We start from the raw sequence: 13,501 nt of genomic DNA on the forward strand, positions 1-13,501 counted from the left end.
CCCAGGGGCGGTACGCCGTCGGGCTGCCTATCCTTGGGCACGACATGCAGAATCCAATCGCCTCCGTCGCGACCGACCCGGTTCGCGAGCTGCACCGCCGCCTACTCCCTCTGATGTTCCGCGACCAGCGCCGGCTCCAGCGGCGGCTGGACGGTGCCCGCAAGCTGCGCGACCCGCAGCGCCGGGAGGCGGCACTCGCCGAGATCACCGCCGACCTGGTCCGGGCCGAACAGCGGCTCGCCACCCGCCGAGCGGCGATGCCGGTGATCACGTACCCGGCGGGGTTGCCGGTCAGTGAGCGCAAGGACGACCTCGCCGCCGCCATCCGCGACCACCAGGTGGTGATCGTCGCGGGTGAGACCGGCTCCGGCAAGACCACCCAGCTGCCCAAGATCTGCCTGGAGTTGGGGCGCGGGGTGCACGGCCTGATCGGGCACACCCAGCCCCGGCGGTTGGCGGCCCGGACGGTGGCCGACCGGATCGCCGAGGAGCTGGGCACCGAGCTGGGTGACGTGGTCGGCTACAAGGTGCGCTTCAGCGACCAGGTCAGCGAGCGCAGCCTGGTCAAGCTGATGACCGACGGCATCCTGCTGGCCGAGTTGCAGACCGACCGGATGCTGCGCCAGTACGACACTTTGATCATCGACGAGGCGCACGAGCGCAGCCTCAACATCGACTTCATCCTCGGGTACCTGCGGGAGCTGCTACCCCGCCGACCCGACCTCAAGGTGATCATCACCTCGGCGACCATCGAGACCGACCGGTTCGCCCGACACTTCGCCGGGCCACCTACGGCCGACGAACCGGAGGGCGTGCCCGCACCGGTGGTCGAGGTCTCCGGGCGCACCTACCCGGTGGAGGTGCGCTACCGGCCGCTGCTCGAACTCGCCGAGGGCGAGGAGGACGGCGACGGCGACGAGGAGAACGTCCGCGACCAGATCCAGGCCATCGGCGACGCCGTCGAGGAGCTGGCCGGCGAGGGTCCCGGCGACATCCTGGTCTTCCTCAGCGGTGAGCGCGAGATCCGGGACACCGCGGACGCGCTCGCCAAACTGGTGCAGACCAAGCGCTCCCTGCTCGGCACCGAGATCCTGCCGCTGTACGCGCGGCTCTCCAGCGCCGAGCAGCACCGCGTCTTCGCCGCGCACACCTCGCGTCGGGTGGTACTCGCCACGAACGTCGCGGAGACCTCGCTGACCGTGCCCGGCATCAAGTACGTGGTGGACCCGGGCACCGCCCGAATCTCCCGCTACTCCAGCCGGCTCAAGGTGCAGCGGCTGCCGATCGAGCCGGTGTCCCAGGCGTCGGCCAACCAGCGCAAGGGTCGCTGTGGGCGTACCTCGGACGGCATCTGCATCCGCCTCTACGACGAGCAGGACTTCGGATCCCGGCCCGAGTTCACCGACCCGGAGATCCTGCGCACCAACCTGGCGTCGGTCATCCTCCAGATGACCGCGATCGGGCTCGGCGACCTGGCCGCGTTCCCGTTCATCGACCCGCCGGACAAGCGCAACATCACCGACGGCGTCAACCTGCTGCACGAGCTGGGCGCGTTGGACCCGACCGAGGCCGACCCGGCGAAGCGGCTCACCGCGCTGGGCCGTCGGCTGGCCCAGTTGCCCGTCGACCCGCGGCTGGCCCGGATGGTGGTCGAGGGCGAACGCAACGGCTGCGCCACCGAGGTGCTGGTGATCGCCGCCGCGCTCTCCATCCAGGACCCGCGCGAGCGGCCGGCGGAGAAGCAGGCCCAGGCCGACCAGGCGCACGCCCGGTTCGCCGACTCCGAGTCGGACTTCGTCGCCTACCTCAACCTGTGGCGCTACCTGCGCGAGCAGCAGCGGGAGCTGTCCGCCAGCGCGTTCCGCCGGATGTGCAAGGCGGAATACCTCAACTACCTGCGGATCCGCGAGTGGCAGGACATCGTCGGCCAGTTGCGTCAGGTGCTGCGTACCCCGCCGCAGGAGGGTGATCGGCGCGGCGGGCGACCGGCGCGCGACACCGCCGACGACGCGGACGCCGGCCGGGGTGCGAGCCGGCGCGGCGGCGCGGACCTGCCGGAGGAGATCGACACCCCGAAGGTGCACCAGTCGCTGCTGCCCGGCCTGCTGTCACACGTCGGGCTGAAGGACGCCCAGAAACACGAGTACCTGGGGGCGCGGGGCGCGAAGTTCGGGATCTTCCCCGGGTCGGCGCTGTTCAAGAAGCCGCCGCGGTGGGTGATGGCCGCCGAGTTGGTGGAGACCTCCCGACTGTGGGGCCGCATCGCCGGCCGGGTCGAGCCGGAGTGGGTCGAGCCGCTGGCGCAGCACCTGGTCAAGCGCAGCTACAGCGAGCCGCACTGGGAGAAGAAGCAGGCCGCGGTGATGGCCTACGAGAAGGTCACCCTGTACGGCGTCCCGCTCGTCACCTCCCGCAAGGTCAACTTCGGGCGGATCGACCCGGTGCTGAGCCGCGAGCTGTTCATCCGGCACGCCCTCGTCGAGGGCGACTGGCAGACCCACCACCAGTTCTGGGCGGACAACAAGCGGCTGCTCGCCGAGATCGAGGAGTTGGAGAGCCGGGCGCGACGCCGGGACATCCTGGTCGACGACGAGACCATCTTCGGCTTCTACGACCAGCGGATCCCCGCCGACGTGTCCTCCGGCCGGCACTTCGACAGCTGGTGGAAGAAGACCCGCCGGGAGCAGCCCGACCTGCTCACCTTCACCCGTGACGTACTGGTCAACGACGGCCGGCCGGGGGTGGACGAGGACGACTACCCGGACGAGTGGCAGGCCGACGGGGTGCGCCTGCCGCTGACGTACCGGTTCGAGCCGGGCACGCCGGACGACGGCGTCACCGTGGACATCCCGCTGCCCCTGCTCAACCAGGTGCCGGCGGAGAGCTTCGACTGGCAGGTGCCGGGGCTGCGCGAGGAGACGGTGATCGCGCTGATCCGATCGCTGCCCAAGGCGATCCGCCGCAACTTCGTACCGGTGCCGGACTACGCCCGCGCCGCCCTGGCGGCGATCACCCCCGGCGAGACGTCAATGCTGGACGCGCTCACCCGTGAGCTGCGCCGGATGACCGGGGTCACCGTGCCCCGCGACGCCTGGGAGCCGGACAAGCTTCCCGCCCACCTCCGGGTGACCTTCCGGGTGCTCGGCGACGACGACAAGCCGGTCGCCGAGGGCAAGGATCTGCCGGCCCTGCAACGTCAACTCCGTCAGGAGGTACGCCAGGTGGTGGCGGCCGCCGCGCCGGAGATCGCCCGTACCGGGCTGCGGGAGTGGAGCCTCGGCGCCCTGCCGAGGACCATCGAGCAGGTGCGCGCCGGATACGCGGTGACCGCCTACCCGGCGCTCGTCGACGAGGGCGCCACGGTCGGGGTGAAGGTGTTCGACTCCCCCGCCGAGGCGGAGGCGGCGCACTGGGCCGGTACCCGACGGCTGCTGCGGCTGACCGTGCCCTCCCCGGCCCGGTTTCTTCAGGGGCGGTTGAACAACGAGGCGAAGCTGGCGCTCAGTCGCAACCCGCACGGCGGCGTGCAGCAACTGATCGAGGACGCGGCCGGCGCGGCGATCGACCGGCTGATCGGCGACGCCGGCGGACCGGCCTGGGACGCCGAGGGGTTCGCGGCGCTGCGCGAGAAGGTCCGGGCCGACCTGGTCGACACCGTGGTCGAGGTGATGGACCGGGTCCGCCGGGTGCTCGCCGCCGCGTACGCCGTGGAACAGCGGCTCGGCGCCACCCGCAACCTCGCCGTGGTGGCCGCGCTCGCCGACATCCGCAAGCAGCTCGCCGGTCTGGTGCACGCCGGGTTCATCACCGAGGCCGGGTACGCCCGGCTGCCCGACCTGCTGCGCTACCTCACCGCCATCGAGCGTCGACTGGACCGCCTCGGCGGCAACCCGCAGCGCGACCGCCAGCAGCAGGACCGCGTCGCGGTGGTGCAGAAGGAGTACGACGACCTGCTCGCCGCGCTACCGCCGGCGCGCCGACAGGCGACCGCCGTGCGGCAGATCCGCTGGATGATCGAGGAGTTGCGGGTGAACGTCTTCGCCCAGGCGCTGGGTACCCCGTACCCCGTCTCGGAACAGCGGATCTACCGCGCGATGGACGACGCCGAGGGCCGCTGACACCGGCCGCTGCGCTCAGCGCGCCTGGATGGAGAGCCCGCGGGCGCCCGCGGCGGTCCGCACGGTGCTGGTCAGCGCCGTGCCACGCGGCGGCGCGGCGGTGGCCGACCACCAGGCCCGGTTCTCCCGGTACCAGTGGAAGACCTCACTCAGCCCGTCCTCGAACCGGATCTGCGGCTCGAAGCCGAGTTCGTCGGTGATCTTGCGGTAGTCCAGCGAGTAACGCTGGTCCTGCACCTTGCGGTCGGGCACGTGCCGAACCCGTTCCCAGCCGGCGCCGCCCAGCCGCAGGATCCGCTCGGCGAGGGCACGGTTGGTGAGTTCGAGGTCACCACCGATGTTGTAGACCTCGCCGGCCCGGCCCTTGGCCAGCACCAGCGCGATGGCCCGGCAGTGGTCGTCCACGTGCAGCCACTCGCGCGCCGCGCTGCCGTCACCGTGCAGGGTGATGTCCTGACCGGTGAGCAGGCTGGTGACGAAACGCGGGATGACCTTCTCCACGTGCTGGTACGGGCCGTAGTTGTTGGCGCAGCGGGTGATCGACACGTCCACGTCGTAGGTGCGCCAGTAGGACCGGACCACGCAGTCGCTCGCGGCCTTCGACGCCGCGTACGGGGAGTTGGGCTGCAGCACGCAACTCTCGTTCCAGGAACCGGCGCTGATCGAGCCGTACACCTCGTCGGTGGAGACGTGCACGACCCGGCCGACGCCGCCGCGTGCGCACGCGGCAAGCAGGTGGTGCGAACCCATCACGTTGGTCTCGAAGAACGGCGCCGGGTCGTCGATGGATCGGTCGACGTGGGATTCGGCGGCGAAGTGCACCACGGCGTCATGCCCCGGCACCACCTCGGCGAGCAACTGGCGGTCGCAGATGTCCCCGCGGACGAACGTCAGGCGGGGGTGCGCGGCCGGCAGGTTGGCCCGGTCACTGGCGTAGGTCAGCTTGTCGAGGACGGTCACGTCGCAGTGCTCGAACCCGGTGTAGCGCCCGCCGAGCAGACTCCGCGCGAAGTGCGATCCGATGAAGCCAGCACCGCCGGTAACCAGGATCCTCATGGATGGCCTCCCTGCCGGCGAGAATGGCCGTCGGCGCGCTGAGACGAATGGGGCTTTTGCCCGCAAGGAACCACCTTAGGGGACCAGTGTCGGCACCAACGCTGATATCTACGCCTTAAGCATTATTTAACCCATCGGGTCGATTACCGGACCCGATCAGAGCGGATCCACGCCCGGCGGCAGGTCGTCACCGTCGATCGCCGACTGGATGTAGTCGAGCAGGATCCGCCGGAGCTCCCGACCGGCGTGGGTCGGCACGACGTCGCGACGCCGGGCGACCGCGATCGTCCGGCGCACACCGGGCGGAGCCAGCGGAGTGGCCCGCACGGCCGGGCGACGCGCCAGCACGATGCCCGGCACCAACGCGATGCCGAGTCCCGCCTCCACGAAGCTCAGCACCGCGTCCATCTCCCCGCCGTCCACCGCGAAGGTCGGTTCGAAGCCCGCGTCGCGGCACGCCTGGATGGTGGCGTCGCGCAGGTCGTACCCCTCCCGGAACATCACCATCGGCTGGTCGCGCAGGTCGGTGATGTGCAGGTCGCCGGTCACCGAGGCGGTCGGCACCTCCCCCACCGAGGCCACCACCAGGCTCTCCCGCAGGATCGGGTCGACGCGCAGGCCCGGGTCGGCGCCCTGGGCCGGCATGATGATCAGCGCCAGGTCGAGGTCGCCACGCAGCAGGTCGCGGACGAGGTCCTGGGAGCCACTCTCCTCGACGCGCAGGTCGATGGTGGGGTGGGCGTCGCGGAACCGGCGCAGCACCGGTGGGGCGAGTGAGGTGGCCAGGCTCGGGGTGGCCCCGAGCCGGACGCGACCCCGGCGCAGCCCGACCAGCTCCTGCACCTCCCGGGTGGCGGTCACCACGTCGGCGAGGATCCGGGTGGCCAGTGGCAGCAGCACCTCGCCCGCCGCCGTGAGCGCGATGTTTCCCCTTACCCGCTCGAACAACGGCGCCCCGAGGTCGGCCTCCAGAGCGTGAATTTGCTTACTGAGAGAAGGCTGAGTAATGCCCACGAGGTCGGCGGCTTGGGTGAAATGTCGTACTCTGGCCACCGCAACGAAGTACCGGAGCTGATGGAGCTGCATCTACATAGCCTACGGCTATCAACACTGCGAGTTTGATGCATTGGACGACTGATGGAAGTGCTCCTAGCGTCAGTCCTGTGGTAATCACGAAAACTCGGTCGCCCATCCGCTCGAACGTCGGCCTCAAGGCCGTCATGGCGGTGACGGGCATCCTGCTGGCGCTGTTCCTCATCGCGCACATGTTCGGAAACCTGAAGGTGTTCACGGGGGAGACCTCGTTCGACCACTACGCGCACTGGCTGCGCGACATCGGCAAGCCACTGCTGCCCGGCGTCTGGTTCCTGTGGATCCTGCGCACCGTGCTGGTGGTGGCGGTCGTCGCCCACATCGTGGCCGCCACCGTGCTGGCCCGACGCGCACGCGCCGCCCGCCCGGTCAAATACGCCCACCGCAAGAAGGTCAATGGCAGCTACGCCGCCCGCACCATGCGCTGGGGTGGCGTGATCATCCTGCTCTTCGTGATCTACCACCTGCTGGACCTGACCACCGGCACGCTGAACCCGGTCGGCGACGCCAGCAAGCCGTACGGCAACGTCGTCGCCGACTTCGCGCCCGAGCGCTGGTACGTCACGCTCTTCTACACCCTCGCCATCCTCGCGGTCGGCTTCCACCTGCGCCACGGCGCGTTCAGCGCGTTCCGCAGCCTCGGCCAGCAGACACCGCGCGGCGAGCGCCGGGCGCGCACCGCCGCGCTGGTCTTCGCCGTGCTGCTCTGCGCCGGATACCTGGTGGTCCCGTTCGCCGTACTCACCGGATTGGTGTCCTGACATGGAACTCTTCACCGAGGGCGACCCGATCGCCGACACCAGGGCTCCCGGCGGCCCGGTCGAGAAGCGTTGGGAGACCCGGCGCTTCGAGGCCAAGCTGGTCAACCCCGCCAACCGCCGCAAGATGACCGTGATCGTGGTCGGCACCGGCCTGGCCGGCGGCTCCGCCGCCGCGACCCTGGCCGAGCAGGGCTACCACGTCAGGTCCTACTGCTACCAGGACAGCCCGCGCCGGGCGCACTCCATCGCGGCGCAGGGCGGGATCAACGCGGCGAAGAACTACCGCAACGACGGCGACTCCGTGCACCGGCTGTTCTACGACACCGTCAAGGGCGGCGACTTCCGCTCCCGGGAGTCGAACGTGCACCGGCTCGCCGAGGTGTCGGTCAACATCATCGACCAGTGCGTCGCCCAGGGGGTGCCGTTCGCCCGCGAGTACGGCGGTCTGCTCGACACCCGCTCCTTCGGTGGCGCCCAGGTGCAGCGCACCTTCTACGCCCGGGGCCAGACGGGCCAGCAGCTCCTGCTCGGCGCGTACCAGGCCCTGGAGCGGCAGATCGGCCTCGGCAACGTCGAGATGAACGCCCGGCACGAGATGCTGGAACTGGTCCTCGTCGACGGCAAGGCCCGCGGCATCGTGGTCCGGGACCTGGTCACCGGCGAGATCAGCACCGAGATGGCCGACGCCGTGGTGCTCGCCTCCGGCGGGTACGGCAACGTCTTCTACCTCTCCACGAACGCCAAGGGCTGCAACGTCACCGCCACCTGGCGCGCGCACCGCAAGGGCGCTTACTTCGCCAACCCCTGCTACACGCAGATCCACCCGACCTGCATCCCGGTCTCCGGCGACCACCAGTCGAAGCTGACCCTGATGAGCGAGTCGCTGCGCAACGACGGCCGGGTCTGGGTGCCGAAGACCAAGGGTGACGACCGCAACCCTCGGGAGATTCCCGAGGACGAGCGGGACTACTACCTGGAGCGGATCTACCCCTCCTTCGGCAACCTGGTCCCCCGCGACATCGCCTCCCGCGCCGCCAAGAACGTCTGCGACGAGGGCCGGGGGGTCGGCCCGACGAAGCTCGGCGTCTACCTCGACTTCGCCGACGCCATCGGCCGGCTGGGCCGCAAGGCCATCGAGGCCAAGTACGGCAACCTCTTCGAGATGTACGAGCGGATCACCGGTGAGGACCCGTACGAGGTGCCGATGCGCATCTACCCCGCCGTGCACTACACGATGGGCGGCCTGTGGGTCGACTACGACCTCCAGTCGAACATCCCCGGCCTGTTCGTGATCGGCGAGGCGAACTTCTCCGACCACGGCGCGAACCGACTCGGCGCCTCGGCGCTGATGCAGGGCCTCGCCGACGGCTACTTCGTGCTGCCCACCACGATCGCCAACTACCTGGCGTCGGGCGGGTTGGAGAAGGTCGACGCCAGCCACCCGGCGGCCGTCGAGGCGCGTACCGAGGTCGAGAACCGCGTCCAGCGGCTGCTCGCGGTCAACGGCGACCGGACCGTGGACTCGTTCCACCGGGAGCTGGGCCAGATCATGTGGGAACACTGCGGCATGGAGCGCGGCGAGGCCGGTCTGCGCAAGGCGATCGACGAGATCCGTGCCCTGCGCGAGCAGTTCTGGCAGCGCGTCAAGGTGTCCGGCACCGGCGAGGAACTCAACCAGTCGCTGGAGAAGGCCGGCCGCGTCGCCGACTTCTTCGAGCTGGCCGAGCTGATGTGCATCGACGCCCTGCACCGCGAGGAGTCCTGCGGCGGCCACTTCCGGGCCGAGCACCAGACCCCCGACGGTGAGGCGCAGCGCGACGACGAGAAGTTCGCGTACGTGGCGGCCTGGGAGTTCACCGCCACCGGTGAGCCCTCCGTGCTGCACAAGGAAGACCTGAAGTTCGAATACGTCCACCCCACGCAGCGGAGCTACAAGTGAACCTGACCCTGCGCATCTGGCGCCAGAAGGGCCCTGAGGACAAGGGTCGGATGGTGACCTACCCGGTCGACGACGTGTCCCCGGACATGTCGTTCCTGGAGATGCTCGACGTGCTCAACGAGCGGCTCATCCTCGCCGGCGAGGACCCGGTCGCCTTCGACCACGACTGCCGCGAGGGCATCTGCGGCATGTGCGGCCTGATGATCAACGGTGACGCGCACGGGCCGCAGCGCGGCACGACCGCCTGCCAGCTGCACATGCGACAGTTCACCGACGGCGAGACGATCGACATCGAGCCGTGGCGGGCCAGCGCCTTCCCGGTCATCAAGGACCTGGTGGTCAACCGGGGCGCGTTCGACAAGATCATCGCCGCCGGCGGTTACATCACCGCCCCGACCGGCAGCGCGCCCGAGGCGCACTCCACCCCGGTCGCCAAGGCCAACGCGGACGCCGCCTTCGAGTCGGCGGCCTGCATCGGCTGCGGGGCGTGCGTGGCGGCCTGCCCGAACGGCTCCGGCATGCTCTTCACCGCCGCCAAGCTCACCCAACTCTCCCTGCTGCCGCAGGGCCAGCCGGAGCGCCACACCCGGGTCATCGGCATGGTCGACGCGCACGACGAGGCCGGCTTCGGCGGCTGCACCAACGCCGGCGAGTGCACCCCGGCCTGCCCGAAGGGCATCCCGCTGAACACCATCGGCCGCCTCAACCGCGACTACCTCGCGGCCACCGCCAAGGGCGCCGGCAACACCCCCGGCTCCTGAGGCCACCGCACGACGCCGGACCGCCGTACCCCTGCGCTGTTTTCGGAGGTACGGCGGTCCGGCGTTTGTCTCTGGCTCGGCGTGCGGTCCTTGGGCTCGGCGTGCGGTTTCTGGTCGCGGTGGGGCTGGGGCGACGACTGCGTGATCCACTCGAATGTCATGAAGTCGGGCTGTCACAGCGCCTCCGACACCGCGACTTCAAGGAACACGAGTCGATCAACTCGATCTCGGCCCACGAAAGTCACGCAGTGGCCCGAGATAAGGGGCAAGTCGGACACATCGATCCGTGCTGCCCGGAACCTGCAGACCGCTCGTAGCACGCAAGCAACGGTCACCTCACGGGTCGGAGTTCACGGCTCGGAGTCACGGGTTGGGGCACGTTGCGCACGAGCGGCCGGCCTGGACGGGCCGGGGTTCTCGGGGCGACGCACGGAGCGGACAGACAGCGGCCACCCACGGGGCTGGGGGCGACCGTTCCCGGCGGAGGGATCAAGCCTGACCGCCCGGAGCCGGGGACAGTCGCCCCCAGCCCTCGACCGCATCCACCCACTCCACCGGCAGCCTCCCAGGCGCCCAGCCAGAAGAACGGTTGACCTCAACCCCGACCGCACTCACTCACCGACAGGCAGAGCCGAGAACAACCCGGACATCGGAGAGCACAGCAGGTTCAAGTGCCCGAGCCCGGGTAGCAGTCTTCGGAGACGGCGGTGAGAAGGGATGAGGGACATGAAGGCACTGACCTGGCAGGGCAAGCGGGACGTACGGGTCGAGGAGGTGCCGGACCCTCGGATCGAGGAGCCCACCGACGCGATCGTGAAGATCACTTCGACCGCGATCTGCGGCTCCGACCTGCACCTGTACGAGGTGCTCGGGCCGTACCTGAAGCCCGGTGACGTCCTGGGCCACGAACCGATGGGCATCGTCCAGGAGGTCGGGTCGGAGGTGACCGGGCTGAAGCCGGGCGACCGGGTGGTGGTGCCTTTCAACATCTCCTGCGGGAGTTGCTGGATGTGCCAACGCCAGCTCTACGCCCAGTGCGAGACCACCCAGGTGACCAGCGAGGGCAAGGGCGCCTCGCTGTTCGGCTACACCTCGCTCTACGGTTCGGTGCCCGGTGGGCAGGCCGAGTACCTGCGCGTCCCGCAGGCCCACTTCGGCCCGATCGTCGTCCCGCCGACCGGCGCCGACGAGCGCTACCTCTACCTGTCCGACATCCTGCCCACCGCGTGGCAGGCGGTGAAGTACGCGGACACCCCGCCCGGTGGCACCCTGGCCGTCTTCGGCTTGGGTCCGGTCGGGCAGTTCTGCGCCCGGATCGGCCGCCACCTCGGCGCCGGCCGGGTGATCGGGCTGGACCTGGTGCCCGAGCGGCTGGAGCTGGCCCGCCGGCACGGCATCGAGGTGCTCGACGTCCGTGAACTGTCCGACGTGCCGGGCGCGCTCATCGACCTGGTCGACGGGCGCGGCCCGGACGCGGTGATCGACGCCGTCGGCATGGAGGCACACGGCTCGCCGGGCGGCAAGCTGGCCCACGCCGCCGTCGGGCTGCTGCCGGACAAGCTGGCCCAGGTGATGACCGACAAGGCCGCCATGGACCGGCTGTCCGTCCTGCACGCCGCGCTCAAGGCGGTCCGCCGCGGCGGCACCGTGTCGATCTCCGGGGTCTACGGCGGTGAGGTGGATCCGATGCCGCTGATGGAGATGTTCGACCGGGGCATCCAACTGCGGATGGGCCAGTGCCACGTGCGCCGGTGGACCGACGAGATCCTGCCGCTGCTCGCCGGTGACGACGACCCGCTGGGCGTGCAGGACCTGCGTACCCACCGGGTGCCGCTGGCCCGCGCGCCGCAGGCGTACGAGATGTTCCAGAAGAAGGAGGACGGCTGCATCAAGGTCGTGCTCGAACCATGAGTGCGAGGAGTGAGCCGGGGTTGCGAGCCCCGCAGTCACGATTACAGCAGGTGCCGTGAGTCGGGTGGTGGTGGTCGTCGGCGCGAGCAGCGGGATCGGCCGGGCGACAGCCCGGGCGTTCGCCGAGCGCGGCGACCGCCTCGTCCTCGCCGCCCGGGCCACCACCACCCTGGCCGAGGTACGCGCGGAGTGCGCCGACGTCGACGTGCTGACCGTGCCGACCGACGTCACCGAGCCGGGCGCGTTGGAGGCGCTCGCGGACGCGGCCATCGATCGGTTCGGCCGAATCGACGTCTGGGTGCACCGGGTGGCCCGCGCCATCGTGGACTGTGCGGACCGGCCGCGCCGCGAGGTCTCGGTGGGCCGACTCAACGGGGTGCTGCGAGCCGGGTTCACCGTGCTGCCGGGCGTCTACGACATCCTGGTGGAGCCGCTGATGCGACTGGCCGGCCTGAGTGGACGGCCGGTGGCCGCGACCGACGGTAGCGTCTTCGTCGCGAACCCGGCCGGTGAGTCGGTGCGCGGTGGTCACCTGCCCGACCTGCGGCAACTCGTGTCCGGGCCGGTGAGTGCGGTCGGTGCCGCGCTGCGCCGACGCCTCGGCTGATCTGTCCGGGACTGTCCGGGACTGTTCGAGACTGCTTGGAGTCGTCGTGCGTCGATCAACTCGCCTAGGGTGGTGGCCCAGCAAGCGCTCTGGCGCTCCACTATGGGGGAGACGATCGACCATGCGACTCAATCGCAGAACGGCACTCGGCTTGGGAACGATGGCTACCGCCGGGACGGTGTTGGGCGCCGCGTCGCCCGCGAGCGCCGCGACTCCGGCGAGCACCAACGAGGCCACACCGACCACGCCCGCCCGGGCCGCCCGGCGGATCGCCTCCGCGTTCACCAGGCACAGCGCCGAGGTCGGTGGCAACTGGCAGGCGTACATCAGCGTCGCCGACCCGGCCGGCGCGCCGGTGGTCGCGGTGACGGCCGACGCGGACCGGCGGATCGAGGCGTACAGCGTCAACAAGATCGCGGTTGCCACCGCGGTGCTCGACAAGGTCGACCGGGGGCTGCTTACCCTGGACCAGCAGGTCGAGGTGACCGCGGCGATCGTCGTGCCCGGCGGTGACGGCATCTTCAGCCTGGACGGCGCGTACCCCAGCAAGGTGACCATCGGGCACGTGCTGGCCAACCTGCTGACCGTCTCGGACGACACCGCGGTGCGACTGTGCGGGCTGGTCGCCCCGGCCGCCGAGATCAATTCCATCCTGGTCGCCAAGGGCTTCCCGAACACCCAGGTCGAGCCGGTGGCCAACCCGAACCGATTCTTCCTCGGCACCAGCACCCCCCGGGAGACGCACGACCTGCTGCGCGCCCTGGTCGGCGGCACGCTGCTCTCCCCCGCCTCGACGACGTACCTGCTGGGCATCCTGCGTTCGCCGGTGGCGTTCACCGACGGCATCCGGCGCACGATGTCCTCCGACGATCGGGCGCGGATCGCCACCAAGGCCGGCTGGTACGGCGACGCCCGGCACGAGGCCGGCGTGATCTTCGACCGCTCCGGCGCGGCGGTGCTCACGTACGCGCTCTTCGCCGACGGGCAGGCCGACCCGGACAACTTCGGCGCCACCCACCCGGCGGTGCAGGCCCGCGCCGCCATGGGTCCCAAGTTCCTGGCCGCGGTCGACCGGATCGCGGGCGTCGGCAAGACGTTCCGGATCACCGCCCGCCGTCCCAGCAACGGCGGCTAGGGCAACCATCGCGCAGGTCCGGGTCGGTCGCCGCTGCTGGCGGCCGGCCCGGCGTGGCGACCGCCGCGGCATGCTTCGGCGCGGGTGACTACCGTGTAGGGCGGACACGGCGGAGGGACGG

The 13,501-nt window shown here is 70.4% G+C and carries 9 protein-coding genes; 7 read left to right on the forward strand and 2 right to left on the reverse strand.

All coding sequences use genetic code 11. The features are described 5' to 3' along the window. Nucleotides 1–44 precede the first annotated feature (44 nt). On the forward strand, nt 45–4,118 hold the full coding sequence (gene hrpA, locus ACFYPM_RS12985; protein ID WP_387195059.1) for an ATP-dependent RNA helicase HrpA: 4,074 nt from the start codon (nt 45–47) through the stop codon (nt 4,116–4,118). 15 nt (nt 4,119–4,133) lie between these two features. Here hrpA and rfbB read toward each other — a convergent pair whose 3' ends face one another. Together rfbB and ACFYPM_RS12995 are read right to left on the reverse strand one after the other, a co-directional pair. After that, nucleotides 4,134–5,174 (reverse strand): dTDP-glucose 4,6-dehydratase, encoded by a 1,041-nt coding sequence (rfbB, locus tag ACFYPM_RS12990; RefSeq protein WP_387195062.1) that lies wholly within the window; start codon nt 5,172–5,174, stop codon nt 4,134–4,136. A gap of 156 nt (nt 5,175–5,330) precedes the next feature. After that, on the reverse strand, nt 5,331–6,260 hold the full coding sequence (locus ACFYPM_RS12995) for a LysR family transcriptional regulator (RefSeq protein WP_387195065.1): 930 nt from the start codon (nt 6,258–6,260) through the stop codon (nt 5,331–5,333). 35 nt (nt 6,261–6,295) lie between these two features. Between ACFYPM_RS12995 and ACFYPM_RS13000 the strand changes: the two genes are divergently transcribed. From ACFYPM_RS13000 to ACFYPM_RS13025, 6 genes are all read left to right on the forward strand, one after another. After that, a complete protein-coding gene (locus ACFYPM_RS13000; RefSeq protein ID WP_387195068.1) occupies nt 6,296–7,027 on the forward strand; it encodes a succinate dehydrogenase cytochrome b subunit in 732 nt (243 codons plus the stop codon). A 1-nt stretch (nt 7,028) separates the two neighbouring features. Then, on the forward strand, nt 7,029–8,966 hold the full coding sequence (locus ACFYPM_RS13005; protein WP_387195070.1) for a fumarate reductase/succinate dehydrogenase flavoprotein subunit: 1,938 nt from the start codon (nt 7,029–7,031) through the stop codon (nt 8,964–8,966). Beyond that, on the forward strand, nt 8,963–9,727 hold the full coding sequence (locus ACFYPM_RS13010) for a succinate dehydrogenase/fumarate reductase iron-sulfur subunit (RefSeq protein WP_387195073.1): 765 nt from the start codon (nt 8,963–8,965) through the stop codon (nt 9,725–9,727). Before ACFYPM_RS13005 ends, ACFYPM_RS13010 begins: the two co-directional genes overlap by 4 nt. Nucleotides 9,728–10,453: 726 nt before the next feature. After that, nucleotides 10,454–11,638, forward strand: coding sequence for a zinc-dependent alcohol dehydrogenase (locus ACFYPM_RS13015; RefSeq protein ID WP_387195076.1), 1,185 nt, complete (start codon nt 10,454–10,456; stop codon nt 11,636–11,638). Nucleotides 11,639–11,693: 55 nt separating this feature from the next. Next, nucleotides 11,694–12,245 carry an SDR family NAD(P)-dependent oxidoreductase gene (locus tag ACFYPM_RS13020; protein WP_387195079.1) on the forward strand — a complete coding sequence of 184 codons (552 nt, stop codon included), beginning with the start codon at nt 11,694–11,696 and terminating at the stop codon, nt 12,243–12,245. Between the two features lie 160 nt (nt 12,246–12,405). Continuing rightward, nucleotides 12,406–13,380 carry a serine hydrolase gene (locus ACFYPM_RS13025; protein ID WP_387195082.1) on the forward strand — a complete coding sequence of 325 codons (975 nt, stop codon included), beginning with the start codon at nt 12,406–12,408 and terminating at the stop codon, nt 13,378–13,380. The last annotated feature ends 121 nt before the right edge of the window (nt 13,381–13,501 follow it).

The organism is Micromonospora sp. NPDC005203, assembly GCF_042872705.1.
Classification (GTDB): Bacteria; Actinomycetota; Actinomycetes; order Mycobacteriales; family Micromonosporaceae; genus Micromonospora.

What these genes read in the sequence shown, in the direction of transcription:
- ACFYPM_RS13025 (WP_387195082.1), top strand. Translation starts at nt 12,406, where the DNA reads ATGGCTACCGCCGGGACGGTGTTGGGCGCCGCGTCGCCCGCGAGCGCC.
- ACFYPM_RS13000 (WP_387195068.1), top strand. Translation starts at nt 6,296, where the DNA reads ATGCATTGGACGACTGATGGAAGTGCTCCTAGCGTCAGTCCTGTGGTA.
- ACFYPM_RS12995 (WP_387195065.1), bottom strand. Translation starts at nt 6,260, where the DNA reads ATGCAGCTCCATCAGCTCCGGTACTTCGTTGCGGTGGCCAGAGTACGA.
- ACFYPM_RS13005 (WP_387195070.1), top strand. Translation starts at nt 7,029, where the DNA reads ATGGAACTCTTCACCGAGGGCGACCCGATCGCCGACACCAGGGCTCCC.
- hrpA (WP_387195059.1), top strand. Translation starts at nt 45, where the DNA reads ATGCAGAATCCAATCGCCTCCGTCGCGACCGACCCGGTTCGCGAGCTG.
- ACFYPM_RS13015 (WP_387195076.1), top strand. Translation starts at nt 10,454, where the DNA reads ATGAAGGCACTGACCTGGCAGGGCAAGCGGGACGTACGGGTCGAGGAG.
- rfbB (WP_387195062.1), bottom strand. Translation starts at nt 5,174, where the DNA reads ATGAGGATCCTGGTTACCGGCGGTGCTGGCTTCATCGGATCGCACTTC.